The following is a 25,582-nucleotide window of genomic DNA, read 5'->3' on the forward strand; positions in this document are numbered from 1 at the left end:
CAGCGCACCTTCTACAACACGTGGATCATCGCCCTCAGCAAGGGCGATGATCTTTTTGGAACTGGTCGCAGCCCCGAGAATTTGATGTAGGGGCTTCACCGCGATCAGGCCTCGACTTGCGGCTTCATGTCTGCTGCTTCGATACCCGCAACCGCAACCGGCTTTTTCATCGCGTCGCGGCGGAACGGCTCACCCAGTTCCTGGTTGATCATGGCTTCGATCAAGGTGGTGATGCCGTTCTTCTGATCTTCGATGGCCTGGTTCAGCGCAGCTGTCAGTTCGTCTTGCGTACGTGCAACGACGCCTTTCAGGCCACAGGCCTCCGCGATACCGGCGTAAGAGACCTTCGTGTCCAATTCAGTGCCGACGAAGTTGTCGTCGAACCACAGGGTCGAGTTCCGCTTTTCCGCGCCCCACTGATAGTTGCGGAAAACGATCTGGGTCACGGCGGGCCATTCCTCACGTCCGATCGCCGTCAGTTCGGTAACCGCGATACCAAAGGCTCCGTCGCCCGAGAACCCAACAACGGGCACATCCGGGCAGCCGATCTTGGCGCCGATCACTGACGGCAGACCATAGCCACAGGGGCCGAACAGACCGGGGGCGAGGTATTTACGGCCTTCTTCGAACGAGGGGTAAGCGTTGCCGATGGCGCAGTTGTTGCCGATGTCGGACGAGATGATCGCCTCTTTAGGCAGCGCGGATTGGATCGCTCGCCATGCCATGCGCGGGCTCATCCAGTCCGGCTTGGCGGCACGGGCGCGTTCGTTCCAGGTGGTGCCCGGGTCGTCCTGCTCGTGGTCCATCGAGGTCAGCTCCTGCGCCCAACGCGACTTGGTTTCGGCAATTTTCGCCCTACGCGCATCGCGGCCTTCATCGCCCGCGGTTCCCGAAAGCTGTGCCAGGATACTGGTTGCAACGGTGGCTGCGTCGCCAACGATACCAACCGAGACCTTCTTGGTCAGGCCGATGCGGTCTGGGTTGATGTCGACCTGAATGATTTTTGCGTCAGTCGGCCAGTATTCCATACCGTATCCGGGCAGGGTCGAGAACGGGTTCAGACGGGTGCCAAGGCACAGGACAACGTCCGCTTCCTTGATCAGCTCCATCGCAGCTTTCGAGCCGTTGTAACCCAGAGGGCCGGCAAACAGCGGGTGCGAGCCGGGGAAAGCGTCGTTGTGCTGGTAACCAACGCACACGGGGGCATCCAGACGCTCGGCCAGTTCTTTCGACGCTTGGATGCCGCCTGCGGACAGCACCGTGCCAGCACCGTTCAGAATGACCGGGTTCTTGGCATCGGACAGCAGAGCGGCAGCTTCGGTCACGGCAGAGGCGCCGCCCGAAGGCAGTTCGAATTCGACCACGGCAGGCAGCTCGATATCGACAACCTGAGTGAAGAAGTCACGGGGTACGTTGATCTGTGCCGGGGCCGAGGCGCGCTTGGCTTTGGTGATCACGCGGCTGAGGACTTCGGCCATGCGCGACGGGTCGCGCACTTCTTCTTGATAGCAGACGCAGTCTGCGAACATCCGCATCTGTTCCATTTCCTGGAAACCGCCCTGACCCATAGTCTTGTTTGCGGCCTGAGGAGTGACCAGCAGCAGCGGAGTGTGGTTCCAGTAGGCGGTTTTGACGGCGGTGACAAAGTTGGTGATGCCGGGGCCGTTCTGCGCGATCATCATCGACATTTTGCCGGTGGCGCGGGTGTAGCCGTCGGCCATCATCCCGCCCGAGCCTTCATGCGCACAATCCCAGAACGTGATGCCCGCTTTCCCGAAAATATCCGAGATCGGCATCATGGCCGAACCGATGATGCCAAAGGCATGCTCGATTCCGTGCATCTGCAGAACCTTAACAAAGGCTTCTTCCGTGGTCATTTTCATCGGTGGCTCTCCAAAACTGAATGCGTGAATTGGCCGGGGGGTTCAGCCCGGCCTTTGATACGGTTTTGGCGTATGGGTGCGGATGGCGTTAGGGCCAGTTGAGGCGGCGGAATACGTCCAGCCGACGGTTAACTGGCCCGGATCGCATCCGCGATCAGCTTCACTCCGGCCTCAATGCGGTCGGGCGCAATCGAGGAATACCCAAGACGGTAGAAATTCCGAGGCGGCCTCGGCCCCGAAAAGAACGGCGCGCCGGGTTCGATATGCACCCCTTGCGCCTGCAACGTGGCAGCCAGTTGCGCAGTGTCTACATGCGAAGGGGCCTGCATCCAAATGGACGACCCGCCAAGCACGCCGCGCCCTGCGACCTGTAGCGCATGGGTTTGAACGGCTTTGTCCAACGCCTCTCGCCGTTGGGCCAAGGCGTTCGACATGCGCCTGATCTGAGCGTCGTAATGCCCGAGTGACAGGAAATAGGCTGCCGTGCGCTGAACATGCCCCGGAGGATGCCGCAACACGAGCGACCGCAGCGCGCGGGCTTCGCGGATGAAGGTCTCGGATCCGACCATGTAGCCCAGCCGCAAGCCCGGAAACAGCGATTTCGAGAAGCTGCCCACATAGACTACTCGCCCGTCGCGATCCATCGACTTGAGCGCGGGAGAAGGCGCGCCCAGATAGGCCATCTCGAACTCGTAGTCGTCCTCAACGATCATGGCGTTCAGCTCGCTCGCGCGTTCCAAAAGTGCGGTTCTGCGGCTGACGGGCATGGTGGCTGTTGTCGGGCTTTGGTGGCTGGGGGTGGTAAAGATCACGTCGGTGTCGTCTGGCAGAGCCTCGGGCGGCAGACCGTCACCATCCACGCGGATCGGGGCCATGGTGCAATCCGAATGGCTCAGCAGCTCACGCAGAGCGTAGTAGCAGGGGTCTTCAATTGCCGCTGTCCGCCCTTTTTTCAGAAGAATGCGCGAGGCCAACCACAACGCGTTCTGCGCGCCCAGCGTGATCAGGATCTCTTCGGGGCGGGCGGTGATGCCTCGGCGTGGCAGGGTGTGGCGGGCAATGAACTCGACCAGCAGAGGATCGTCCTGATCAGCGTAGTCAGTCGTTAGGGACTCGAAATCCTTGTGTCCCAGCGCCCGAACCGCACATAGCCGCCAATTCGCGTGGTCAAACAGTGTCCTGTCGGCCTGCCCGTAGATGAACGGGTATTTGTAGTTGCGCCAGTCCTGAGGTTTGGTCAGCACATTGCCGCCCGAGAACCGCCGGGCCAGCGCGTTGTCCCAGTCGACCGTCTCTTCGCTGCGCGGGACGGGCGTGTATTTCGGCGGGACCGGCGCATTTTCTGATACATAGTAGCCCGAACGCCCTTTGGCGGTCAGGTAGTCATTGGCCAGAAGTTCGGTATAGGCCAGTGTCACCGTAATCCGACTGACGCCCAGATGGGTTGCCAGCTTGCGGGACGAGGGCAGCTTTTCCCCAATGTGGAACCGACCCGACAGAATGCCTTCGGCGATCATCTGCTGGATTTGCGCCTGCAGCGTCCCCTGTCCGTTCAGCTCAAGAAAGAAAGTGTCAACCGAGATAGCCATGAGCGCTTATAGGTTGGACTTAAGGCGGTGGCAATCTGGACTTACATACCTCGGAGTGAATTTGTGATGTGGCTTGACGAGGAAATTCGAATCACCTAAATAACTAGAAATATAGTTTAATGGAGAATTCAGATGTGGGAAACCGCTGCAGCAGGATTTTCGGCCATGGGGTCCGAGGCCCGGTTGAAGGTTCTGAAAACACTTGTGAGGGCCGGGCAGGCCGGTTTGACCGTGGGTGAGATCCAGACACGTACCGGCATCGCCCCCTCCACCCTTGCGCATCACCTTCGGTTTCTGGCTGCAGGTGGTGTGGTTGAACAGGAAAAGATCGGGCGCACGACGATCAATCGCGCCTGTTTCAACGAGTTGCGAAACCTGGCGCAGTTTATTCTAAGCGAATGCTGCGCAGACGAAGTCGGAAAGGCCGCAAACGATGGCTGAACTATCACAAAACCCAAAAGCCTCGGCCAAACTCGCGCTGGATGTGATCAAAACGCCTTGGGCTTTGATCGTCGCGATACTGGCGTTGGTCGCAGTTTTCGATCCGGGCAACTGGGCTGAGGTCGTAAGTTTCGCCGCCAAAGCACTGGCGCATACGGGCCAGTATATCCTGTTCGCCGTCCTTCTGCTGTCCTATCTCAAGGCCACCGGCGCCGAAGTCATGGTAGCACGCGCGTTTGAAGGGCGAGAAACCCGGATGATCTTTCTGGCCGCCCTGTTCGGAGGGCTTGCGCCGTTTTGTTCCTGTGAGGTGATCCCATTCATCGCCGGGCTTCTGGCACTGGGCGCGCCGCTCTCTGCGGTGATGGCCTTCTGGCTTAGCTCTCCACTCATCGACCCGCCGACATTGCTGATCACCGCAGGCGCATTGGGGTGGCCTTTTGCCATCGGCAAGGCCGTTGCAGCAGTCGCTTTGGGTCTGTTCGGCGGGTTCGCCGTGCGTCTTCTGATGCGCAACGGGGCCTTCGCTCAGCCCCTGCGGGAATACAAACCCGCCGGATGCTGTGGGTGCGGCCCCAAGCTGGATGACAAACCCGTCTGGACGTTCTGGCAGGAACCCGAACGCCGTCAGCGTTTCCGTTCTGAGTTCGTGCATAACGGTCTCTTCCTGCTGAAATGGCTGGCTCTGGCCTATGTGCTTGAGGCGCTTCTGGTCAGCTATGTGCCTGCCGACCTGATCGCAAGCGTTGTCGGCGGAGAAGGCGTGCTGCCCATCGTCGTGGCCGCGCTGGTCGGAATGCCCGCCTACCTGAACTCCTATGTCGCGCCGCCGCTTCTGGCGGGACTGATGGAGCAAGGCATGACGGCAGGCGCGGCCATGTCCTTCATGGTGGCAGGGGCGGTCAGCTCAATCCCCGCCATGGCTGCGGTCTGGTCATTGGTGAAACCGCGCGTCTTCGCTACCTATCTGACCCTCGGGGTTGGGGGCGCGATTGTCGCCGGGATCTTGTTCCAGATGCTCTGAAAAAGAAAACGCCCGGCGCAGTGCCCGGGCGTTTTCCTCTGGTTCGCTAGGGATCAACCAGCCTCGCAGAACCGAGGCAGTTTGAACCTGTATCGTGCTTCTCCGCTTTCCACGTAGACGCGTTTTTCCACACAAGCGCTGGTGCCGACCGATTGGGATACTGGAGCCTCGGTTGAGGTGATCGACGTGGCCGTCCCATCGGGCAGACGAACCGAGGCGATGACCCCGTTCTTGAGATCCCCGTTGATCGCTGTAGCCGACAAAACCGGGACGGTCATGAAAGAATGATGCTCATGCTCGCCGTCATCCCCCAACAGGAAAAGACCGCCGACGATGAAAGCCATGACCACAGCAGCAGCCAGACCCAAACCCCAGGTTTTTAGGAAGGCATAGATCGTAACGGCGCGGTGTGGGCCAAAGATGGCAGATAGAATGCTGAGCATGAGAGGTCCCAAGAAAACGCCCCAGCCAGTTTAGACCGAGGCGGGCCAGAAATCAGGGGCGCAGATCGTCTTCTTCTTCGTCGTCCCCACCGCCTTTGGGAAGGTTGAAGAAGCTGTCGGCGTCCACGATCGGATCACTGTCTTCCTTTTCAGCTTCCGGCTCTTCAGAGAGCGAGAAGGTTTCCAGACCTTCAATCGCGGTCGGGATCTTCGGTGCTGCGTCCATTTCCAGCGACTGCTCGGTCGAGACCAGCTTGCGGCGCTCGTCATCGCTCATTACGCCGCCTTCAGCCGCTTTCTTCGCGGCGGCCTTCTGCACCACAGCGTCCAGTTCAGACTGTTTGCACAGGCCCAAGGCAACCGGGTCGATGGGCTGCATGTTTGCGATGTTCCAGTGCGTGCGCTCGCGGATCGACTGGATGGTCGGCTTGGTGGTGCCAACCAGCTTGGCGATCTGACCGTCACTAAGCTCGGGGTGGAACTTGACCAGCCACAGGATCGAGTTCGGACGGTCCTGACGCTTGGACAGCGGGGTATAGCGCGGGCCACGGCGCTTTTCTTCGCCCGTTGCCGACGGGTTGAACTTGAGCTTCAGCTTGTGCAGCGGGTTGTTCTGCGCCGCATCGATCTCTTCCTGCGTCAGCTGGTTGTTGGCAAGCGGGTCGAACCCTTTGACGCCAGCGGCCACATCGCCATCGGCAATGCCCTGCACTTCAAGCTCGTGCATCCCTACGAAATCCGCGATCTGCTTAAAGCTGATCGTGGTGTTGTCCACCAGCCATACGGCTGTTGCCTTGGCCATAAGCGGTTTTGCCATCAGCCCGTCTCCTATACATACATCTGTCCCGTCGCCGGAATTCGGCGGCCCCGGGGTTTTTGGGGCAGGTTTCCGTTGTCGGGGAACTTGGGGTGTATATAGTCGCCGCGACGCAAGAAGGGAAGAGGCGAATGCGCCATGGGTTTTTAGCGCTGGTTTTGTGGGCCATAAGCGCAGTCGCCGCGTTGGCCGAGGGCGAAAAGGCCGGTGAGTTCGACTACTACGTCCTGGCGCTCAGCTGGTCTCCGAACTGGTGCGCGCGCGAAGGGGATGCGCGGGGATCAGATCAATGCGACGCCCGGCATGACCATGGTTGGATATTGCACGGGCTCTGGCCGCAGTTCCATCAGGGCTGGCCCTCCTATTGCCGCACGCCCGAGGCCCCGCCGTCGCGCGCGATGACCCGCGCGATGGAGGATATTCAGGGCAGTGCGGGCCTTGCATGGCATCAGTGGAAGAAACACGGCACCTGTTCGGGCCTGTCGGCGCGGGGCTACATGGATCTGTCGCGCGAAGCGTATGGTCGCGTGACCCGGCCCGAGGTGTTCCGCCAGCTTGATACCTCGGTCAAACTGCCCGCGTCGATTGTCGAAGAGGCCTTTCTGAAGGCCAATCCCAAGCTCGAGCGCGACATGGTCACGATCACCTGCAAACAGGGCTATATCGAAGAGGTCCGACTGTGCCTGTCCCGCGACCTTGATCCCGTGCCCTGCGGCCGCGATGTCATTCGCGACTGCACGGCCAAAGACGCCCTGTTCGACCCGATTCGTTAGAGCTTTTTGTTCTGACACTCCCGCGCGTATTCCAGCGCCTTGGCGGTGCCTTTGAGGTCGATGGCCATCACCACTTCGCCGGCCGGATTGTAAACCGTCATCGTCTTATTTTGAGCAATCGCGGTGACGAAATTCCGGTCAGTGAAAAAGACTGTCGCGCCGGGGACGTCACGCTCGTTGAAGCCAATGGCGGTGGCGTCATAGCTTTTGCCGTCCAGAGCAAATCGGATCGGATAAGATTTGCCCTGTTCGATTTCGCCCCAGGCCTTGTTGTAGACGGCGAAATACCCGCGATTGCCTAGCGCGTCATAACCGATCCGCACGACCGAGAGGTCCTGATACACCGTCTGGATCAAGCACCCATTGCCCAACGCGGGGTCCATCATGATGTTCCAGCCGTCGACAAAGCCCTTGTCGATCAGTTGCTGAGAAAACGCTGCAGTGGCTGTAAAGGCGGCAAGTGCGAGGGCAAAAAGGCGTTTCATAACAGTTCCCAAAATCAAACGGATAAGGTCATAGCCATAGTACACGCCGCGTGCGGCAGGCAAAGACCATTCTTGACTGATATCATCGCGAAAGAAGACCTATGTGCATGGCTGAACCCGGCTATGTCTCGCCGGGGAGGCGCTTGAAACTCGGCTGTGGCACAATAGTTTTTGCCCCATAAGACAAGGAACGAGCCATGCCGCAACATCCAAGAACGTTCTCTCACATCGGATTGTCCGTCCCAAACGTTGACGAGGCTGTAAAGTTTTACTCCGAAGTCCTTGGTTTCTACGTGATCATGCCACCGACTGATGTGGTAGAGGATGACACGGATATTGGTGTCATGTGCACTGATGTGTTTGGTCCTGAGTGGAAAAAACTACGTATTGCGCATCTCGCGACTGCTGATCGCATCGGGTTCGAGCTTTTCGAGTTTGACGGGAATTATGTACCGGAAAACAATATCGATTTTCGCCAGAATGGTACGTTCCATTTTTGCGTCCAAGACCCGGATGTCGAAGGCCTGGTAGAAAAAATCGTTGCAGCGGGTGGCAAACAACGTATGCCGATTCGATACTATTATCCCGGAGAGAAACCCTACCGAATGGTCTACGTCGAAGACCCTTTTGGTATTGTCTTCGAGATCTACAGCCATTCTTACGAATTGACGTACTCTTCGGGCGCCTACACCTGAAATACGAGGCGGTGTCTCGTGTGCAACCGGAGGGGGTGAAAGCGTTCCGGTTGCTGTCATATTGCAATGCTCAGAGCTCTTTTCGTGCCCTCAGTGCTGCGGTAATCGTCCCGTCATCCAGATAGTCGAGCTCGCCTCCAATCGGCACGCCTTGCGCCAGTGAGGTCAGGCGGACCTGCCCCTCCAACTGATCGGCGATGTAGTGCGCTGTGGTCTGGCCGTCGACGGTGGCGTTCAGGGCCAGAATGATCTCGGTGACGCCTTCGGCCACAACCCGGTCCTTGAGGCGAGGAATGCGCAACTCATCCGGGCCAACGCCATCCAGCGCCGAAAGCGTGCCGCCCAACACGTGATAGCGTCCTTTGAACACGCCGGCACGCTCCATCGCCCACAGGTCGGCGACGTCCTCGACGACGCAAAGCTCTCCGGTCGCTCGGGCCTCATCGTTGCAGATGTCACAGATGTCGGTGGTGCCAACATTGCCGCAATTCAGGCACTCGCGGGCGGTGATGGCGACCTGCTGCATCACGTCGGACAGGGGCGTCAGCAGCAGGGAGCGTTTGCGGATCAGGTGCAGCACCGCGCGGCGGGCCGAGCGAGGGCCGAGGCCGGGAAGCTTGGCCATCAGGTCGATCAGATTGTCGATGTCGCTGTTAGAACTCACGGCCTATCCTGTCTGACGCCGGAGGGAGCCTCCGGCGGGAGTACTATTGAAAAGATGGAGATCAGAACGGCAGCTTGATGTCTGCGGGCAGGCCCATGCTTTCGGTCAGTTTGGCCATCTCGGCCTGCGAGCGCTCGGCGGCTTTGGTCTGTGCGTCCTTGATGGCCGCCAGGATCAGGTCCTCAACCACTTCCTTGTCGTCGCCATTGAAGATCGACGGGTCGATATCCAGGCCCTTCAGCTCTCCTTTGGCGGTTGCGGTTGCCTTGACCAACCCTGCGCCGGACTCGCCTACAACCATAAGGTTGTTCAGCTCTTCCTGCATCTCGGTCATCTTGGTCTGAAGATCCTGCGCGGATTTCATCATCTTGGCCATATCGCCCAGGCCGCCTAGTCCTTTAAGCATGTTGCTTCTCCTGTAAGTCCGGTTTGTGCCTAGATACGGGGGTCACCGTGGTGACACAAGAGCAGAGCGCGCTGCCGGGCCCAAGGCCGCTCAGGGTGATCGGCTTTAGCCGATTGCCCGTGGCGGGCGCGGGCGGGTTTGGTTTTGTGGTGCGATCAATCTTCTTCGAAAGGGTCCCATTCATCTTCGACCTCGGGCAGGGCTTCGGTCTCGACTTGGGCGGCGCGTTGTTCCGGTGTTTCGATACGGGTGATTTTGGCCTTGGGGAAACTTGCCAGAACGGCCTGAACCAGCGGATGTGCCGTGGCCTCTTCTTTCAGAGCCAGTTCGGCTTTATCGCGAATTTCGGCGATCGTCGGAGCGTCGCCCTCCGACACGATGGATACCGCCCATCTGTTGCCAGTCCAACGCTGCAAGGCCGATCCCAGTCGTGGTGCAAGATCGGTTGGGGCTTGCGACGATGGGTTGAATTCGATCCGTCCGGGCTGGTAAGAGACCAGCCGCACGCCGTTTTCGACCTCGACCAGAAGCTTGACGTCTCGGTTGTTCCGGATCAGCTCGACCACATGTTCGAAACTTGGGTATCGCGCCAGTGCCGTCTGTGTATCTTGCGCCAAGGCGGCGACGGGTGCGCCGCCGGACCCGCGTGGCGCAGGGGCGTAGCTTGTAGTGGCGCGGGCTTCGACCGGGGCCGCGCCGTTGCTTTGAATGGGCATCCCACCGCCAGGCCCGCCACTGGGGGGAGGAGGCGTATCCTGCAGCCGTTTGATCAGTTCTTCCGGGCTAGGCAGGTCGGCCACATGAGTCAGTCGGATCACAGCCATTTCGGCAGCCATCATGGCGTTGGGGGCGGCTGAAACTTCCTCAAGCGCTTTCAACAGCATCTGCCACATCCGAGTCAGTACCCGCATGGGGAGGGCCTCAGCCATCTGCTGGCCACGGGCGCGTTCATCCGGGGAAACAGTGGGGTCTTCGGCTGCGTCCGGGGTGATCTTCACGACCGAGACCCAATGAGTGATCTCAGCCAGATCACGCAGCACGGCCAATGGATCAGCCCCTTCGGCATATTGGCCACCAAGCTCGGTCAGTGCCCCTGTTGCATCGCCACTTAGGATCATGTCCATGAGGTCCAGAACCCGGCCACGATCCGCCAGGCCCAGCATCGCGCGCACTTGATCTGCCGTCGTCTCTCCGGCCCCGTGCGAGATCGCCTGATCCAGCAATGAGGTGGCGTCACGAGCAGATCCCTCGGCCGCACGGGTGATCAGCGCCAGCGCATCCTCGGCAATCTCTGCGCTCTCAGCCGAGGCGATCTTGCGCAGCAGGCCGATCATATCCTCGGGCTCGATCCTACGCAGGTCGAAGCGCTGGCAGCGCGACAGAACTGTGACGGGAACCTTGCGAATCTCGGTTGTGGCGAAGATGAACTTCACATGCGCCGGCGGCTCCTCGAGCGTCTTGAGCAGCGCGTTGAAGGCGCTGGTCGACAGCATGTGGACCTCATCGATGATGTAGATCTTGTAGCGGGCCGAGGCAGCGCGGTATCGGACGCTGTCGATAATCTCGCGAATATCATTCACGCCAGTGCGGCTGGCGGCGTCCATCTCCATCACATCGACATGGCGACCTTCCATGATGGCGATGCAGTGTTCACATTGGCCGCACGGCTCGGTCGTGGGTCCGCCAGTTCCGTCCGGTCCGATGCAGTTCATGCCTTTCGCAATGATCCGTGCGGTTGTGGTTTTACCCGTTCCGCGAATGCCTGTCATGACAAAGGCTTGCGCGATGCGATCCGCCTCGAACGCGTTTTTCAGCGTGCGGACCATCGCGTCCTGACCCACCAGATCGGCAAAGGTTTCCGGGCGATATTTGCGGGCGAGAACCTGATAGGCGGGGCTGTCTGAGTCGGTCATGTCTACTCTGGCGGATTCGGGACGTCACCGCAGCGTAGAGGCCCGCGCCGCCCGCGTCCACATGAGTTGAAGAACGATTTTGTTTTGGAAACCGGCGCGTCAGGGGTACACTCTGCAGATCGTGACTCAAGCCTAAAGTCAGGATCAACGCTTCCGGGGGGATGCTGTCATGACGAATTTGGTCATTCATGCTTTGCAAGTGGGCGGGGGCACACTTGCCCTGACGTCGATGCCGGGAAAGGGCGGCGACTATGCAGGCGACCTTGAAACGATTGGAGATTGGAGGCCGGGCCTCGTGCTGTCGATGACAACCGAGGCCGAGCTGGTCCAGTTCGGAGCCCGCGATTTTGGCCGCGACGTTCAGGGTCGCGCCAGCCGCTGGGTGCATCTGCCGATTCAGGATTTCGGCGTGCCACCGTCAGAGGTTGATGCGCAATGGCCTGATGTTAGCGCCGCGGCACGTCAGGCATTATCGGGCGGAGGGCGCGTGCTTGTCCATTGCAAGGGCGGATGTGGTCGCTCTGGCATGGTTGTGTTGCGGTTGATGATCGAATGCGGCGAGCTTCCAACCCAAGCGCTGGATCGGTTGCGCAAGCTGCGCCCCTGCGCGGTCGAAACTGACGCGCAGAAGCACTGGGCAACCTTGCCCGCCCGAGCTTTGGCAGACTCCTAAGCCGACGGCTGCAGTTCCGCCTGTGCCGGTTTACGCGGCGCAATCACCGAAGCCTCGAGCATGGCGCAGGGCAGGGATGTCATTGCTGCGCTCGGCAGGCTGCTCGTGTCGGTACCGAACATCAAATCGGCATAGCTATCAAGGGTCTCGCTGTCGGCATTGTCGCTAACACGCGATATGTCCGGTGTATGTAACATGCGATCTGTCCGGTTCTATTCTGTCTCTGAGAGGAGGCGTTATGAACCGAGCAGAAGTGTTACAGGAAGTTCGACTGATGAAGTTTGAAGATGTGTATTCGCGGCGAAGCGCGAACAAGCTGACGCAAGAACAGGCGGCTGAGATACTGGGTGTATCCGTGCGCACCGTCAGGCGTTGGGAGGATCGATTTGAGGCGGATGGTGCAGAAGGTCTGTACGACCGTCGGCTTGGCAAACTGGCCAACAATCGTGTTGCCACGGATAAGGTCATGGAGATGCTTGAACTGTTTGATACCAAGTACTGGGATTACACGCCGAAGCATTTCCACGAGAAGCTGGTGGCCCACCATGGTTTCACACAGAGCTACAACTGGGTGCGGCTTACACTGCAGCGCCACGGCCGGGTTCAGGCAGCACCCCGACGAGGTGCCCATCGGCGCAAGCGGCCCCGCCGTCCGATGGTTGGCATGATGTTGCATCAGGACGGCTCCAGCCATGAATGGGTTCCGGGTCAGTGGTGGGATCTGATCGTCACCATGGACGATGCCACCAACCGGGTTTATTCGGCATTCTTTGTCGAGGAAGAAGGGACGATGAGCAGTTTTCAGGGGCTGACAGAGGTGATCGAGGCGCAAGGTCTGTTTTGCTCGCTCTATGCCGATCGGGGCTCTCATTACTGGCATACGCCCGAAGCGGGCGGCAAAGTGGACAAGGACAATCTGACCCAGGTCGGGCGCGCCTTGCAGCAACTCGGCATTGAGCTGATCCCGGCCTATTCACCGCAGGCCCGTGGACGGTCTGAACGCATGTTTGGCACGTTCCAGAACCGATTGCCGCAGGAACTGCGGTCCCATGGGATCACAACCATTGAAGAGGCCAATCAGTTCCTGAAAGAGGTCTATCTTCCCGAACACAATGCCCTGTTTGCAAGGGAGCCGGAGGATACGACCTCGGCCTTCGTGCCGTTTACAGGCAATGTGCGCGACACCCTGTGTGTGCAGGAAGACCGCGTCGTCGGCAACGACAATACGGTGCGCTACAAGGGCCTGGTCATGCAGATCGCGGCAGACAGGCACCGTCATCATTTCGTCAAGGCGAAGGTCAGGGTCCACGAATACCCCGATGGTCAACTGGTCATCTTCCACGGCCCGAGATGCATTGGCCGCTACCAGCCTGACGGATCACCCATCACACAGGAGGATAGCAAACACAAAGTCGCGTGACCCGCTTCGACGTGGCGCGAACGCGGTGGCCCAAATCTACGGTCGCCTACGGCTCCCTCCGAATTGGGCCACCGCGCAATCAACTGAAGCGGACAATTGGCATGTTACCTACACCGGACAATTCAGAATGTTCTCGACAGGGTCTCGCTGTCGGCATTAGGATCCGCTCCGCAATAGACCCGCACCCGAGAAGGGCTGGCCCGAAACCGGGCGTGGCATCCGTCCGAGCAATGGGTCAGGTCGCTGCTGCCTTCGATTTCGAAACCCGATGTGGTTGCTGGACCGGCTTGGTCCAGCGCGTCAACCATCGAACGCGCCAGCCGTGCCAATGCAGGGCAAGTCTTGCCCGTATGTTGGCAGATGGTTGCTGAGAACCTGTGTGTCTTCGTCTTCCAGATCATCCTGCGCCCTCCGCGCGGTGGACTGGTGCTGGGATCAGGTGGGGCAGATAGGGTCTGTCACGGCCTGCCCGGACACCCCGCCCGAGTTTGGGTTATGTTGACGATGGCAGGTCTCCTGACTTGCGGGTCATCGCTTTGCCGACCTTCCCGGCCTTTCGGCCAGTGGCTTTTCGACATCGCTCACCGCTTAAAGTTGCGGGGGCAGTCGCGGAATTGGTTCTTCCCGAGCAAGCCGGGGAAAACCGCACCGTGTTCCCTTTTCATCCCGACGTCTTGTGAAAGCCGAGAACCATCGCATCATCGCTAGCGTTCATTACCATTCTGAGTCAAGTTGAACCTTCTGCGTTGCGGAAAGCCGATCCGCGAAGTGGACGCGTGGTCAAGCGGGATCGCAGTTGACTTGCATGGGCTGTCTGGGGTCAAGTTGCAATATGAACTCATCAGTTCAGTTTTCCGCCGAGGATACCCATGTTGGATTCAAACCAAACAGTGCTGATCGAAGATGTTCAGATCCCGGTGGGGGATGGCGCCCTGTCCGGGCGGATCTACCGGCCCGTGGCGCAGCCCGAGACAGTGGTGGTGGTCAACAGCGCGACAGGGGTTCCGCGCGATTACTACAAGCATCTCGCACAGTGGTTGGCCTCGGATCGGGATATCGCCTGTCTGATCTATGACTATCGGGAATTTGGGCATTCGAAATCGGGCCCACAGCGTCGGTCGAAGATTTCGATGGCCGATTGGGCGTTGCAGGATATGCCCGCCGCGCGGGCCGAGATGCGCCGACGGTTCCCGCTGGCGCAGCAATGGTCAGTTGGTCATTCGCTTGGAGGGATGCTGGGGCCAGTGCAGCCGGATATCGACACGATTGACCGGATGATCTGCGTCTGTTCCGGCCTTGTGAAACTGGGCGATCATCCTTGGCCGTACCGCGCTCTGGCAGGGTTGTTCTGGTATGGGCACGTGCCTCTGGTCGTGCGCGGCATGGGGTATTTGCCGGGCAAGGCACTTGGGTTTGGAACAGACCTACCGCCTAAGGTCTATTGGCAATGGCGCAAATGGTGCACCGCGCCGCACAGCTACTTGCCCGAGATCGGAGACACCCTGCCGCAAGCTAAATGGCAGGATGCTGACGTTCCCGTCGACCTGTTTGCCTTCACGGATGATGAGATGGTGCCCGAAGCCGCCGTTTGGCGGTTGGCCGATCTTTACGGGCCGAAGTCACGCCCCTGACTTCCGACATTTTTTCGTATAAGTCATTGATATTATTATGCCTTGGTTGCCAAAAGGCACTACACGGACTTTTTTCGCCAGCGATTGTTTCGGAGTGTTGAGGGAGCTCAGGCTTTGGTCTGGCCAGTTTTTCGGGTGCGCCCGGGGGGTATCTTGAAAGGGGCTTCGTTCCAGGTCAGGCCGACGCAGGTGAGGATGCGTCTGGCATCGACCGTGGCATGGCTTGGCATGCCGTAGCGGTCAGGGGTGCCTTTGTGGCGCAGGATCGAGAGCTGCAATGCGTTCAACTCGTTGCGGATACGAGCCGGGCTCATCGGGTGTCCGAGCAGGTCCAGATGCTTGCGCAGGTGCTGCAGGCAGCAGAAGGCCATGTAGCAGATGGCGATATGGGCCCGGACCCGACGCGGCGACCAGTGATAGATGGGCCGGATTTTCAGATCGTGCTTGTTGGTGCGGAAGCAGGCTTCGATCTCCCACAACTGGTGATAGCGGGCAATGACGTCCTGTGCCTCCAGTTCGTCCGCACCATGAACAACAATGGCATGCAGCCCGTCCCATTGTGCCGCTGCCTTGATCTTTGCATCATCCAGCGTGACGTCCCCGCTGTCGGGGAAGGCCAGGAAGCGGCCATATCCCCGGCTGCTGAAGCTGCCGGGTTTGCGAGAGCGCTTGAGCTTCTTGTGCAGCTTTTCGATTGCCTTGTCGCGCTTGTGGGCATCATTGCGTGCCCGGGTGGGTGACCAGGTCACAATGACCCGCGCTCCCTCCTGGTCGATCACCTTGTACCAGCCCTTCTCGGTTGCCTCTTCAGAACCGTGTCCAGCCCAAGGCTGGCGTCCCTCCGGGCTCAAAATGTTCGCCTTCACGGCGGCCGGGGCGGACTTCATGCGATAGCCGAGGATGTAGGGCAGACCCTTGTTCTGCAACATCTGCTGGTTGTCCTTGCTGAGCATGGCGGCATCGGCCACGAACGTGACCCTGGCCACGTCGAAGCGTCCCTCCAACGCCTTCAGCGCAGCTTCCAGCGTATGACCTTCCCAGGTGTTTCCCGGGAAGAGTTCATAGCCCACAGGCAGCCCATCGGAGGTGACGATCAGCGCCAGCATGACCTGAGCGCGGTGATGCTTGCCATCCTTGCTGAAGCCCTTGGCCAGAAGATGATCCTGCTCGACCCCGTCCGCATCCTCGGCCGGGTCCTCGCGCTCGGTGTCAAAGGCCAGGGTCGTGCAATCGTAGAACAGCACGGTCACTGGCCCGCCCAGCAACTTCTCTGCCGCCGCGTGAGAGGTTTTGCAAATCCCGTCTATCACCGGCGTATTGATGTAATCCATGCTCCGATAGACCACGTCCAGATTGAGCGTGATGCCTGCCTGGTTCTCCAACGCCTCCACGGTCGCGCGCTTGCTCTCGGGCTGTGCGATCCGCGCCATAACCAGCTCTTTCACAATGCGATTGGCACTTTTACGCGCCGCCCCCAGAAGGGCCCCCCAACCCAGTTGGTCATACATCGTCCCCATGACATCCCGCAGACCCAGAGAGACCCGCGCCTCCTCACGGCACTCGGCAAGATCAACGCCAAGCTTGTCCGGCCGCGGAGCGCGGCGCACCAGCGCCTGCAGATCGGCATATTCCGTGGGCGTGAACAGTTCCATTTGCGGCGAGCGATCAATGCGTAATTGCTCCATCAAGCGGCCCGCCAGACGCTTGATATCCTCAATCTCGCTGTCGTTATGGGCCACACCCACATGGCGCAGGATCTTCTGGCGTACCTTGGAGCCGGTGCGGACGGATTCAACGATCTGGATCCGTGTGCGGTTGAGCTTTGCGTCATGTTTGGTGCGGATGAACATGGGCGAAGAGGTTAGCCATCTGAAGGCCCATGTCAATACTTTTTATAATAATGGGGCACTACAACGCGCCTCTGAGCAACCACACCTGAAAACAAACCAAAAACCCAGTCAGATCAACAAAAAGGTCGGAAGTCAGGAAATGGTGCACCGCGCCGCACAGCTACTTGCCCGAGATCGGAGACACCCTGCCGCAAGCTAAATGGCAGGATGCTGACGTTCCCGTCGACCTGTTTGCCTTCACGGATGATGAGATGGTGCCCGAAGCCGCCGTTTGGCGGTTGGCCGATCTTTACGGGCCGAAGTCACGCCGTCACCTGTTGTCACCGGAAGAGTTTGGCGTTCCGGAAATCGGCCATATCGGTGTGTTTGCCCGTCGCAATGCTGCACTCTGGCCCCGATTGATCGCTTGATGGGGGACGCCGGCGAAGCGGCGCCCCTGTTTCAGCCCGTGTTTCAATCGCCGCGCCGCGCGGATTGTCTGTGCATCGCGGATCGGACCATCTTGCCGAAAGCCTTGTCGCGCGCCCGCGCCTCGGCCACGGTCTCAGAGTTGCGCTGATCCTCGCGCCGCAGCTTGCGCCAGCGGTCCAGCCGTTCTGCATCCAGCGGGCCTTCTTCTATTGCCGCTTGCACAGCGCATCCTGGCTCGGCCTCATGCTGGCAATCCGAGAACCGGCAGGCTTGGGCCAGCTCCAGAATGTCTGAGAACACTTCGTCCACCCCGTCCTGCGCATCGAGCAGCCGCAGGGCGCGCATGCCGGGGGTGTCGACCAGCCAACCGCCATTTTGCATCGGATGTAAGGCGCGAGACGTCGTGGTGTGGCGGCCTCGGGCATCATCCTCGCGGATTGCCGCAGTTGCCTGATCCTGACCGGTCATTCCGTTGGCGAGCGTTGTTTTGCCAACCCCGGATGACCCGACCAAAGCCGCTGTCTGACTCGCCGGACACCATGCCAGAACCTGCTGCAGGTCTAACGCGTCATGTGCGTTGACCGTCAGGACTGTCAAAAACGGTGCCAGCGCTTCGGCCTGCTTGGCGTAGGCTGCGGGGTCCGAGCAGCTATCTGCTTTGGTCAGGACCACGACAGGATAGCAGCCCGCCTGATGCGCCAGTGCCAGATACCGTTCGAGCCGGGGCACATTGAAATCCGCATTGCACGAGCTGACGATGAACAGCACGTCAACATTGGCTGCGATCAACTGCGCCTCGGCCCCGGTTCCGGCAGCACGGCGTTGCAATAGGCTGCGCCGGTCAAGCGGATGCTGAACGCGATTCTTGTCATCGGCCAGCACCCAATCTCCGACAGCAAAGTCGCCGGTAGAGTGACCAGGGGCAAACAGAGATGTTTCACCAGCCTCGTTCATCCCGACCAGACGGTCCCGGTGAACGGCGGTGAGACGAAAAGGCGTAAGCTGCGCGTGCGCCGCGTGTTGTGCAGCAAAGTGAGAGGACCATCCTAGGTCCGAAAGAGTAAAAGACATTGGTTTGCCTGTGTTCAGATATAGCACTCCCATCGGATGGCAGGCGCGCATCCGTTGGTGATGTGTTCAGGCAATCGGAGAGTTGGGTTTAGAACCGATCTGCCCGAAGGGTATTTGCTACATTCATAAAGCCCTCCTGCGGCTGATGGTTTCCATAAAGTGAGAGGTTGGACATCGACCCAAGCGGGGCTCGTTGTGGCTGCTTCCTTCCGGACCTGACCAGGTTGGCGAGGCGCTCGCCCGCGCCAACCTCTCAGGGCTTGATATAGGGAAGCTATATGAAAATGACAACCCGTCACAAGGTCAGTCGTATCCTTTCAAAGCCCTCGGTATCAGGCCCCAGCAATTCGGGGGAGTATCTGCTTAGCTCGGGCAAATACTTCAACGCCCCGCTGCCGGTTCTTAGGATCGTGCGAATACCATAAAGCGGGGCTAAGGAGAATGGGTAAGGCGCCTGATCCAGAGGGTCCGCGGGCAGGCGATCTGACAGGTAGTCCCGCAGTATCTCTTTGATATCCCTGGACGGCAGAGGAATGGCCCGGGCTTTTGCGACGAAAGGGAAATGCCCACCACCGCTGGCGCGATAGTTGTTGAGGGCGACCACAAAGCTCTGGTCGTCGTGGACTATTTGCCCGCCAAAGCACAGGTCGCGGACGCGCTGGGCGGTTGGATCGGTCGAGCCGCCGTTGCTATCGAACCGCGCCGGGCTGGACAGGTCGATCTGATAGGTCACGCCAAACACGACGTCAAAGTTATGCCCCGCCCGGCGGGAATCGGTTAGCTCGGCTTCGGCGTCTGGCTGGATCTGGTTGAAAACACCCGCCGACATCTCAAGCCAATCCCGCAGTTGCGCGCCAGTGATTTCGACGGCCCGCAACTCGTTGGGAAAGACATGCAGGTCAGCGACGTGACGCAGGCAAATCTTACCTACAGGCACGTCCGTATAGTTCCTCGGCCCGGCGCGGCCGCCGAATTTGTAGGGGGACACTGCAGACAGAAGCGGCACGCCAGCGAAGGCCGTGCCGTGCAGAAACGGGCGTAAACCCGCCGCTTGCGCCGCCGCCACCAGGGCAAGCCCGCGATCCGGTGCGCAGAAGCTGAAGTAGCTGTGCAGGCTCTGCGCGGTATGGCTGACAGGTTCGGCCATCATCTTGCGTGTGGCCAGATGAGCGGGCTTGAACATCTCGCTCAGGCCCTTGTCCTCAACCTCATCGGCAATGGCGACCAGGTTGCAGTGGTGAGCGGTGATCTGCCAACGCCCCTTGGGTGCCTTGGTCAGGTGCAGGTCAATGACACCCAGAAAAGACCCAGCAGACCCGGCCATGACCACAGGTGTTCCGTGGACCAGACCATTTTCGGCATCAACGCCGTCAAGCCCGAGATGCCCCGCGCCCGGCAGTGTCAGGTGCGTGTGACCGGCAACAATCGCGTCAATGCCCTCAATCTCGGCGAGGGGAATCACCGCATTCTCAAGCCCCGGCTGAGTCGTCGATTGCTCCAACCCCGAATGGGCCAGCGCGATGACCAGATCACAGCCTTGCGCGAGCAACGCCTCAGCCGTTCGTCGGGCGGCGGTCAGGATATCCTCGGCAATGAACGTGTCTTTTAGGTGATGCGCCTCCCACATCGTGGTTTGAGGCGGAAGCACTGAAAATACGCCGATTCGGATCGTTTCTTCCTGCGTAATGGACCGGGTCAGAACGACACTGCGCAGCCAAGGCTGCCGGTCGTTCACATGGTTCAGATTGCTGCAAATCACCGGGCAAGGGGCTTGGGTTATTACGCGCTCAAGTACATCCAACCCGAACCCGAAATCATGATTGCCCAAGCCGATCGCGTCATATTCCAGCGCCTTGAAGGCCTGCATCATCGGGTGCGGGCCATCGTTTTCCACCGCCCAGTCCCCAATCGGCGTTCCTTGCAGCGCGTCGCCATTGTCCAACAAAAGGGTCAAGGCGCCTTCGGCCTGTTGACGGGCGTCTCGGATCGCCGACGCCGTACGCGTCAGCCCGACGATCGGGTCCGTTTTGTCCGCATAATAGTCGAACCCGGTCAGGGTCATGTGCAGATCGGTGGTTGCCAGAATGCGGATATGCACGCCGGCGTCCTGCGCGTCTTTCATGCGCGGGGAGATTGCGGTCACGTTCGGTTGTCTACTTTTGCGCTATGAGAGTTAAGAAAATTTACCAAGAGGACAAATAAGTGAAAAATCCGAGGCGGTCATGCGGTGTTTCGGTGGCACCTGTCGATATGCCGCAGTAGTGAATTGACATTGCAACACCTGCGCGGACATGGCAGCCCTAGGCGCAAAAACCCGAGGGGACCCCAATGAAAAACGCAGAAAACGTGACATTCGGCAGTTCAGGCCTTGAGCGTGCGGCCCATCTGCGGGGAGACGCGGACAAGCTGACCGAAGCGGCCCAAGATCCAAACGCCCGCTGCCTGTTGCTGTGGCGTGGAAAAGTGCTGGTGCAGGGCGAGGCTCTGGATCGGTTGGGTCTGATCAACATGGCGCATACTCTGGTCGCGAATGGCCCAGGTGGAGTGGTTGAGGCTCCGATCTTGCTTGGCTGCTCCGATGACGGGGTGGCGATGTTTGCCGCAGATATCTCTGAATGGCAGGCCGAGGGGCTGGATCTGGCGAGCTTGGGCAATTTCATCGACCCGTCCGAGCAACAACATCCCGATCTGCCTGAGGGCCATGTGTTTGCCGAACTGCGCCGGATCATGACGCGCCTATCCGCCCGCGATGCCGAGCTTGCGGCGACAGCCAAGGCGGTTATCGGCTGGCACGAGACGCATCGCTTCTGTGCTCGCTGCGGTGCGCCAAGCGACGTATCGCAAGCAGGATGGCAGCGCAGTTGCCCGACTTGCGGCGGCCAGCACTTCCCGCGTACCGATCCGGTTGTGATCATGTTGATCACCCATGGCGACAGCGTGCTTATGGGGCGCTCGCCGGGGTGGCCGGAGGGGATGTTCTCGCTGCTGGCAGGGTTCGTCGAGCCGGGCGAAACACTCGAATCCGCCGTCCGGCGCGAGGTGATGGAAGAGGCGGGCGTTCCCGTGGGCGCCGTGTCCTATCTGTCCAGCCAGCCCTGGCCGTTTCCCGCGTCGCTGATGTTCGGCTGTGCTGGCGAGGCTCTGTCTCGGGACATCCAGATCGACCCGGTTGAGATTGAAGAGGCGATGTGGGTCAGCAAATCGGAGATGATGCAGGCCTTCGCGGGGGAACATCCGCGCCTGCTGCCCGCTCGCAAGGGGGCGATTGCGCATTTCCTGCTGCAGAACTGGCTTGCAGATACGCTGGACTAAAGAAACACTGGCAATAAAGAACGAGCAGCAAAGGCCCACATGCAGTTTTCAGCGCGCGAAGATATCGAGGCTCCCATCCACTCGGTTTTTGACATGGTGGCCGATTTCGATCGGTTCGAACGCATGGCGATGCGCCGTGGCGTTGACGTGCGCCGCACCACTGGCGGGGTTATACCTGCTGCAGGCATGGCGTGGGAAACCGAGTTCAAGCTGCGCGGCAAACCCCGCCAGATGTCCGTACTGCTGACCGATTGCGACCACCCCTCGCAAATGCGATTCGAGGCGACGGGCAAGGGCATGACCGGGGTTACGGTGGTTGACTTTATGGCCCTGTCTCAGCGTCGGACCCGCTTGAGTGTGGACCTGTCACTCAGCGCCAAGTCCCTGCCGGCGCGGTTGCTGCTGCAGTCGATGAAGCTGGGCCAAGCGCGGTTTCGCAAACGCTTTCAAATGCGCCTTGCGGAATTCGCCCGAGAACTGGAGCAGCGCCACAGGCATGGCGCCTAAACTCACATTTACCTGAAGCGCGGGCCTAGCCGCGTGGCTGGGCCGCCGGGTAGACGCCAAGTATTTCCACATTGGTGGTGAAATGCTCAAGCTCGTCCATCGCCAGTTGCACGTTCCGGTCTTCCGGATGCCCGACGATATCGGCATAGAACTGGGTCGCGGTGAACGAGCCATCGACCATGTAGCTTTCCAGCTTGGTCATGTTGATTCCGTTGGTCGCAAACCCACCCATCGCTTTATAAAGCGCCGCTGGAATATTGCGGACCTGAAAGACAAAGCTGGTGATCATGCCATGCTCGCCCCGACGCGACAGGTCAGCCTTGGGTGACATGACCAGAAAACGCGTGGTGTTGTCGCCATGATCCTCGATATGACGGGCGAGGACGTTCAGGCCGTAGATCTCTCCGGCCAGTTCGCTGGCCAGAGCGGCGGAATGGATTTCACCCGCCTCTGAGACCTCGCGCGCGGCGCGGGCGTTGTCGGGGCTGACCCGCCCATGAATACCGTGCTGGCGCAGGAAGCCCGCGCATTGGGGCAGCAGCACCAGATGGGAATGCGCCTCGGTGATGTCGTCGAGCGTCGCGCCGGGCACGGCCAGCAGGTTGATGTGAACGCGCACGAAGGCCTCATCAATGATTTGCAGACCACTATGCGGCAACAGCCGGTGGATATCGGCCACCCGCCCATAGGTTGTGTTTTCGACCGGCAGCATCGCCAGATCAGCCGCGCCGGAGCGAACTGATTCGATAACATCCTCGAAAGTGCGGCAGGGCAGCGCCTCCATATCGGGTCGCGCGTTGCGGCAGGCCTCGTGGCTATAGGCGCCGGGTTCGCCTTGAAAGGCAATGCGTTTGGTCATTTGGTCGGTCCCCTGCAACAAGTTACAAAATTGGGCGTTTCGTCGCGGTGTCTATACCTTGCCTCTCGCAAGGGGAAGCCTTAGACACCTTTTCAGACAGCTGAAATGGACTAGCGATCAATGTTCGACACGATGACAGTTACCAAGGCCGCTGCGGGCCTGTTCGGCACGTTCCTTGTGCTGCTTCTTGCCAAATGGGGTGGTGACATCCTGTACCATTCGCATGGGGGCCATGGGGATGCACAGGCTGCCTACATCATCGAGACCGAAAGCTCGGGTGAAAGCGCCGATGGCGAAGAGGTGGTCTTTGAAGACTTGCTGGCCGCCGCAGACCCTGAAAAGGGCGCCAGAGTTTTCCGCAAATGTACTGCTTGCCACAAGTTGGAAGACGGTGCGAACGGCACCGGACCCTACCTGTACGGCATTGTAGACCGGCCCGTTGCGTCGGCCAAAGGCTTCACCGGCTATTCGGCGGCGATGCAAGCGCATGGCGGCAACTGGACTCCCGAAGCGCTTGATGCCTTCGTTGAAAGACCCAACGCATATATCTCGGGTACATCCATGAGCTTTGCTGGCCTGAAAAAGCCTCAAGAACGCGCTGACCTGATTGCCTATCTGCAAACCATCGGCAACTGATTGCCATCACGTTTGTGAAAAAACCCAAAGCCGCTGCCTTGTGCAGCGGCTTTTTTTATGTCGAAAATCTTCACAAAGCGTTCACGCATTCTATACTTGAATCAGCCAGGACTGGCGATTTAGCTGGCGGAACAAACATAGATGACGACAACAATCCAGAGGATGAGCCTTATGAAACCCCTCCTGCCTGCTGCGCGCGACATGAGTATTCGGCATTGGGGGGTGGTCTTAGGGTTGGTCGCCGTGACGCTCGGATCAGCCGAGGTCGCCCAAGCGAATGATGAAAACGTTACAACCAGTCACGGGTACTCCTATTTTGGAAATCTGGACTACCCGGCGGACTATCCGCATCTGAATTACGTGAATCCCGACGCTCCCAAGGGCGGTGAGATGTCACTGGCAGCGTCTGGAACCTTTGACTCGTTGAACCCTTACTCACGAAAGGGTCGGAGCGGAGCGCTAACCACTATCCAATATGATCGCCTGTTCGAAAGCGCGGATGACAGCGTCGGTCAGTATTACGGAGTGCTGGCGGAAAGTCTCGAGTACGACGAAGGGCGCAACTACGTCATCTTCAACTTGCGCCCTGAGGCCATGTTCTGGGATGGAACACCGGTAACGGCTGAAGACGTTGTTTACAGCCACCGTTTGTTTATCGAGCAGGGCCTGCCGTCTTACGCGCAGGCTGTCGGGCGTATGGTCACCGGGGCTGAGGCGCTAGACGATCACACCGTGAGGTTCACGTTCAACCCAGAAGTCACGCGCCGTAGCTTGATCGAAACCGTAGGATCGACGCCTGTCTTCTCGAAAGCGTGGTTTGAAGCCGACGAGTCGCGTCGTCTGGATGAACCTCGTCTGGAAGTGGCAGTGGGGTCGGGACCATACAAACTGGACAGTTACGACATCAACCGCCGTATCGTCTATAAGCGCCGCGACGACTATTGGGGCAAAGACCTGCCGTTCAACGTCGGCCGCAACAACTTTGACTCTATTCGCGTCGAGTATTTCGCTGACCAGACTGCCGCGTTCGAAGGTTTCAAGGCGGGCGAATATACGATGCGGATCGAGAGCGATCCCAAGCTCTGGGCGACAAGCTATGACTTCCCCAAGCTGACAGAAGGCTCAGTTGTGCGCGACGAAATCATGGACGGCAGCCCGCCGACGCCGTCTGGTTTTGTGTTCAATCTCGGCAAGCCCCAATTCGCAGATAAGAACGTCCGCAAAGCGTTGGCTCTGGCATTCAACTTCGAATGGGCAAACGAATCCTTGTTGTTTGGATTGAATTCACCTCGCAACTCTTTTGTGCAAGGCACACCGCTTGAAGCGCAGGGCACCCCAGCGGGCCCAGAGCTGGCCTTCTTGGAAACGCTTGGCGATGTCGTCCCAGCCGATTTCATATCCGAGAATGTCGTCGTTGCTCATGAATCCAACCCAGCGCGCCTAAACGACCGTCGCAACCTGCGCAAAGCGTCAAAGATGTTGGACGAGGCGGGTTGGCCCGTGGGCGAAGGCAATGTGCGTCGAAATGCCGAAGGGCAGACGCTGAAGGTGAATATCCCATACCCTTCGAACTTGCCGACATCGACGGCGACGATGATCGAAACCTATGTTCAGAATCTTCAGGCACTGGGTGTAGATGCAACTGCGGAAAAGGTTGAACCAGCACAATACACATTGCGTAGCCGAGAGCGCGACTACGATATGGTCTATTCCACGCGGTATGGGTCGTTCCTGTCGACCGGCGGCGGATTGAGCCAGATGTATGGGTCCGAAGAGGCAGCCTTTAGCCTGTTCAATCCCGCTGGCCTGGCAAGCCCGTTGGTCGACGCGATTATTGAAGCGTCTTTTGAAACCGACAATCAGGCTGATCAGGACGCAGCACTTATGGCTTTGGATCGTGCCCTGAGGTATGAGTTTTTCGTGATCCCCGTGGGATACATCGCGGACTACTGGACAGCCTATTACGACATGTACGAATACCCTGAGAACCTGCCGCCCTATTCGTTAGGTCATTTGGACCTTTGGTGGATCAACCCCGAGAAAGAAGCCGATTTGAAGGCAAAAGGCGCGCTGCGGTAA

The 25,582-nt window shown here is 59.3% G+C and carries 26 protein-coding genes, 1 other RNA gene and 1 riboswitch; of the genes, 13 read left to right on the forward strand and 14 right to left on the reverse strand.

Annotated elements, in window-relative coordinates:
- Positions 1 to 104 precede the first annotated feature (104 nt).
- Together xsc and ACOERD_RS09895 are read right to left on the reverse strand one after the other, a co-directional pair.
- Positions 105 to 1,883, reverse strand: a complete 1,779-nt coding sequence (xsc, locus tag ACOERD_RS09890) for a sulfoacetaldehyde acetyltransferase (RefSeq protein WP_419738913.1) — start codon at positions 1,881 to 1,883, stop codon at positions 105 to 107.
- A 128-nt stretch (positions 1,884 to 2,011) separates the two neighbouring features.
- The gene (locus ACOERD_RS09895) at positions 2,012 to 3,472 is read right to left on the reverse strand and encodes a PLP-dependent aminotransferase family protein (RefSeq protein WP_419738914.1); all 1,461 of its coding nucleotides are present in this window, start codon (positions 3,470 to 3,472) and stop codon (positions 2,012 to 2,014) included.
- Between the two features lie 132 nt (positions 3,473 to 3,604).
- Here ACOERD_RS09895 and ACOERD_RS09900 point away from each other — a divergent pair, with 132 nt between their 5' ends.
- A complete protein-coding gene (locus tag ACOERD_RS09900) occupies positions 3,605 to 3,913 on the forward strand; it encodes an ArsR/SmtB family transcription factor (RefSeq protein WP_170375462.1) in 309 nt (102 codons plus the stop codon).
- Positions 3,906 to 4,937 (forward strand): permease, encoded by a 1,032-nt coding sequence (locus ACOERD_RS09905; RefSeq protein ID WP_419738915.1) that lies wholly within the window; start codon positions 3,906 to 3,908, stop codon positions 4,935 to 4,937. The genes ACOERD_RS09900 and ACOERD_RS09905 overlap by 8 nt, the downstream gene beginning before the upstream one ends.
- A 53-nt stretch (positions 4,938 to 4,990) precedes the next feature.
- Here ACOERD_RS09905 and ACOERD_RS09910 read toward each other — a convergent pair whose 3' ends face one another.
- A complete protein-coding gene (locus tag ACOERD_RS09910) occupies positions 4,991 to 5,380 on the reverse strand; it encodes a hypothetical protein (protein WP_170552503.1) in 390 nt (129 codons plus the stop codon).
- 52 nt (positions 5,381 to 5,432) lie between these two features.
- Positions 5,433 to 6,197, reverse strand: a complete 765-nt coding sequence (locus tag ACOERD_RS09915) for a DUF1013 domain-containing protein (protein WP_419738916.1) — start codon at positions 6,195 to 6,197, stop codon at positions 5,433 to 5,435.
- 131 nt (positions 6,198 to 6,328) lie between these two features.
- Here ACOERD_RS09915 and ACOERD_RS09920 point away from each other — a divergent pair, with 131 nt between their 5' ends.
- Positions 6,329 to 6,970: a ribonuclease T2 family protein gene (locus ACOERD_RS09920; protein ID WP_419738917.1), complete on the forward strand. Its 642-nt coding sequence runs from the start codon at positions 6,329 to 6,331 to the stop codon at positions 6,968 to 6,970.
- Here the strand turns inward: ACOERD_RS09920 and ACOERD_RS09925 are convergent.
- Positions 6,967 to 7,518: a hypothetical protein gene (locus ACOERD_RS09925; RefSeq protein ID WP_419738918.1), complete on the reverse strand. Its 552-nt coding sequence runs from the start codon at positions 7,516 to 7,518 to the stop codon at positions 6,967 to 6,969. The two genes, ACOERD_RS09920 and ACOERD_RS09925, sit on opposite strands and share 4 nt — an antisense overlap.
- Positions 7,519 to 7,652: 134 nt before the next feature.
- On the opposite strand from ACOERD_RS09925, the gene ACOERD_RS09930 reads away from it, so the two are divergent.
- Complete coding sequence (locus ACOERD_RS09930; RefSeq protein ID WP_170483306.1) at positions 7,653 to 8,150, forward strand: lactoylglutathione lyase family protein; 498 nt, start codon at positions 7,653 to 7,655, stop codon at positions 8,148 to 8,150.
- 70 nt (positions 8,151 to 8,220) lie between these two features.
- Here the strand turns inward: ACOERD_RS09930 and recR are convergent, their stop codons facing one another.
- The 3 genes from recR to ACOERD_RS09945 form a co-directional block, all read right to left on the reverse strand.
- Positions 8,221 to 8,814: a recombination mediator RecR gene (gene recR / locus ACOERD_RS09935; protein WP_170552512.1), complete on the reverse strand. Its 594-nt coding sequence runs from the start codon at positions 8,812 to 8,814 to the stop codon at positions 8,221 to 8,223.
- A 61-nt stretch (positions 8,815 to 8,875) separates the two neighbouring features.
- Complete coding sequence (locus ACOERD_RS09940; protein WP_170328851.1) at positions 8,876 to 9,220, reverse strand: YbaB/EbfC family nucleoid-associated protein; 345 nt, start codon at positions 9,218 to 9,220, stop codon at positions 8,876 to 8,878.
- Between the two features lie 155 nt (positions 9,221 to 9,375).
- Complete coding sequence (locus ACOERD_RS09945) at positions 9,376 to 11,133, reverse strand: DNA polymerase III subunit gamma/tau (RefSeq protein WP_419738919.1); 1,758 nt, start codon at positions 11,131 to 11,133, stop codon at positions 9,376 to 9,378.
- Between the two features lie 169 nt (positions 11,134 to 11,302).
- Between ACOERD_RS09945 and ACOERD_RS09950 the strand changes: the two genes are divergently transcribed.
- Positions 11,303 to 11,806 carry a protein-tyrosine phosphatase family protein gene (locus ACOERD_RS09950; RefSeq protein WP_170375444.1) on the forward strand — a complete coding sequence of 168 codons (504 nt, stop codon included), beginning with the start codon at positions 11,303 to 11,305 and terminating at the stop codon, positions 11,804 to 11,806.
- On the opposite strand, the gene ACOERD_RS09955 is transcribed toward ACOERD_RS09950, so the two are convergent.
- Complete coding sequence (locus tag ACOERD_RS09955; RefSeq protein ID WP_419738920.1) at positions 11,803 to 12,003, reverse strand: hypothetical protein; 201 nt, start codon at positions 12,001 to 12,003, stop codon at positions 11,803 to 11,805. The two genes, ACOERD_RS09950 and ACOERD_RS09955, sit on opposite strands and share 4 nt — an antisense overlap.
- Positions 12,004 to 12,044: 41 nt before the next feature.
- Here ACOERD_RS09955 and ACOERD_RS09960 point away from each other — a divergent pair, with 41 nt between their 5' ends.
- Positions 12,045 to 13,226, forward strand: a complete 1,182-nt coding sequence (locus tag ACOERD_RS09960; protein WP_419737600.1) for an ISNCY family transposase — start codon at positions 12,045 to 12,047, stop codon at positions 13,224 to 13,226.
- A 488-nt stretch (positions 13,227 to 13,714) separates the two neighbouring features.
- A riboswitch (cobalamin riboswitch) is annotated at positions 13,715 to 13,936 on the reverse strand.
- Positions 13,937 to 14,095: 159 nt separating this feature from the next.
- On the forward strand, positions 14,096 to 14,857 hold the full coding sequence (locus tag ACOERD_RS09965) for an alpha/beta fold hydrolase (protein WP_419738921.1): 762 nt from the start codon (positions 14,096 to 14,098) through the stop codon (positions 14,855 to 14,857).
- Between the two features lie 107 nt (positions 14,858 to 14,964).
- Here the strand turns inward: ACOERD_RS09965 and ACOERD_RS09970 are convergent, their stop codons facing one another.
- On the reverse strand, positions 14,965 to 16,707 hold the full coding sequence (locus ACOERD_RS09970) for an IS1634 family transposase (protein ID WP_419737624.1): 1,743 nt from the start codon (positions 16,705 to 16,707) through the stop codon (positions 14,965 to 14,967).
- On the opposite strand from ACOERD_RS09970, the gene ACOERD_RS09975 reads away from it, so the two are divergent.
- Entirely contained in the window at positions 16,700 to 16,906 is a 207-nt protein-coding gene (locus ACOERD_RS09975; protein WP_419738922.1) for a hypothetical protein, read from the forward strand. The two genes, ACOERD_RS09970 and ACOERD_RS09975, sit on opposite strands and share 8 nt — an antisense overlap.
- Complete coding sequence (locus tag ACOERD_RS09980; protein ID WP_419738923.1) at positions 16,872 to 17,117, forward strand: hypothetical protein; 246 nt, start codon at positions 16,872 to 16,874, stop codon at positions 17,115 to 17,117. The genes ACOERD_RS09975 and ACOERD_RS09980 overlap by 35 nt, the downstream gene beginning before the upstream one ends.
- A 43-nt stretch (positions 17,118 to 17,160) precedes the next feature.
- Here the strand turns inward: ACOERD_RS09980 and rsgA are convergent, their stop codons facing one another.
- The 3 genes from rsgA to ACOERD_RS09995 form a co-directional block, all read right to left on the reverse strand.
- Entirely contained in the window at positions 17,161 to 18,189 is a 1,029-nt protein-coding gene (gene rsgA, locus ACOERD_RS09985) for a ribosome small subunit-dependent GTPase A (protein WP_419738924.1), read from the reverse strand.
- Between the two features lie 157 nt (positions 18,190 to 18,346).
- Positions 18,347 to 18,445, reverse strand: an RNA gene (gene ffs / locus ACOERD_RS09990) — signal recognition particle sRNA small type.
- 39 nt (positions 18,446 to 18,484) lie between these two features.
- The gene (locus ACOERD_RS09995) at positions 18,485 to 20,332 is read right to left on the reverse strand and encodes a bifunctional 2',3'-cyclic-nucleotide 2'-phosphodiesterase/3'-nucleotidase (protein ID WP_419738925.1); all 1,848 of its coding nucleotides are present in this window, start codon (positions 20,330 to 20,332) and stop codon (positions 18,485 to 18,487) included.
- A 185-nt stretch (positions 20,333 to 20,517) separates the two neighbouring features.
- On the opposite strand from ACOERD_RS09995, the gene nudC reads away from it, so the two are divergent.
- Both nudC and ACOERD_RS10005 read left to right on the forward strand, forming a co-directional pair.
- Positions 20,518 to 21,501, forward strand: a complete 984-nt coding sequence (gene nudC / locus ACOERD_RS10000; RefSeq protein ID WP_419738926.1) for an NAD(+) diphosphatase — start codon at positions 20,518 to 20,520, stop codon at positions 21,499 to 21,501.
- A 39-nt stretch (positions 21,502 to 21,540) separates the two neighbouring features.
- Positions 21,541 to 22,008, forward strand: a complete 468-nt coding sequence (locus ACOERD_RS10005; RefSeq protein ID WP_419738927.1) for an SRPBCC family protein — start codon at positions 21,541 to 21,543, stop codon at positions 22,006 to 22,008.
- A gap of 25 nt (positions 22,009 to 22,033) precedes the next feature.
- On the opposite strand, the gene ACOERD_RS10010 is transcribed toward ACOERD_RS10005, so the two are convergent.
- Positions 22,034 to 22,867, reverse strand: a complete 834-nt coding sequence (locus tag ACOERD_RS10010; protein ID WP_419738928.1) for a prephenate dehydratase — start codon at positions 22,865 to 22,867, stop codon at positions 22,034 to 22,036.
- Positions 22,868 to 22,987: 120 nt separating this feature from the next.
- Between ACOERD_RS10010 and ACOERD_RS10015 the strand changes: the two genes are divergently transcribed.
- Both ACOERD_RS10015 and ACOERD_RS10020 read left to right on the forward strand, forming a co-directional pair.
- Positions 22,988 to 23,503 carry a c-type cytochrome gene (locus ACOERD_RS10015; RefSeq protein ID WP_170471271.1) on the forward strand — a complete coding sequence of 172 codons (516 nt, stop codon included), beginning with the start codon at positions 22,988 to 22,990 and terminating at the stop codon, positions 23,501 to 23,503.
- Positions 23,504 to 23,674: 171 nt separating this feature from the next.
- Positions 23,675 to 25,582, forward strand: coding sequence for an extracellular solute-binding protein (locus ACOERD_RS10020; protein WP_419738929.1), 1,908 nt, complete (start codon positions 23,675 to 23,677; stop codon positions 25,580 to 25,582).

Origin of the sequence: Ruegeria sp., assembly GCF_965199275.1 — a bacterium.
Lineage (GTDB): Bacteria > Pseudomonadota > Alphaproteobacteria > Rhodobacterales > Rhodobacteraceae > Ruegeria.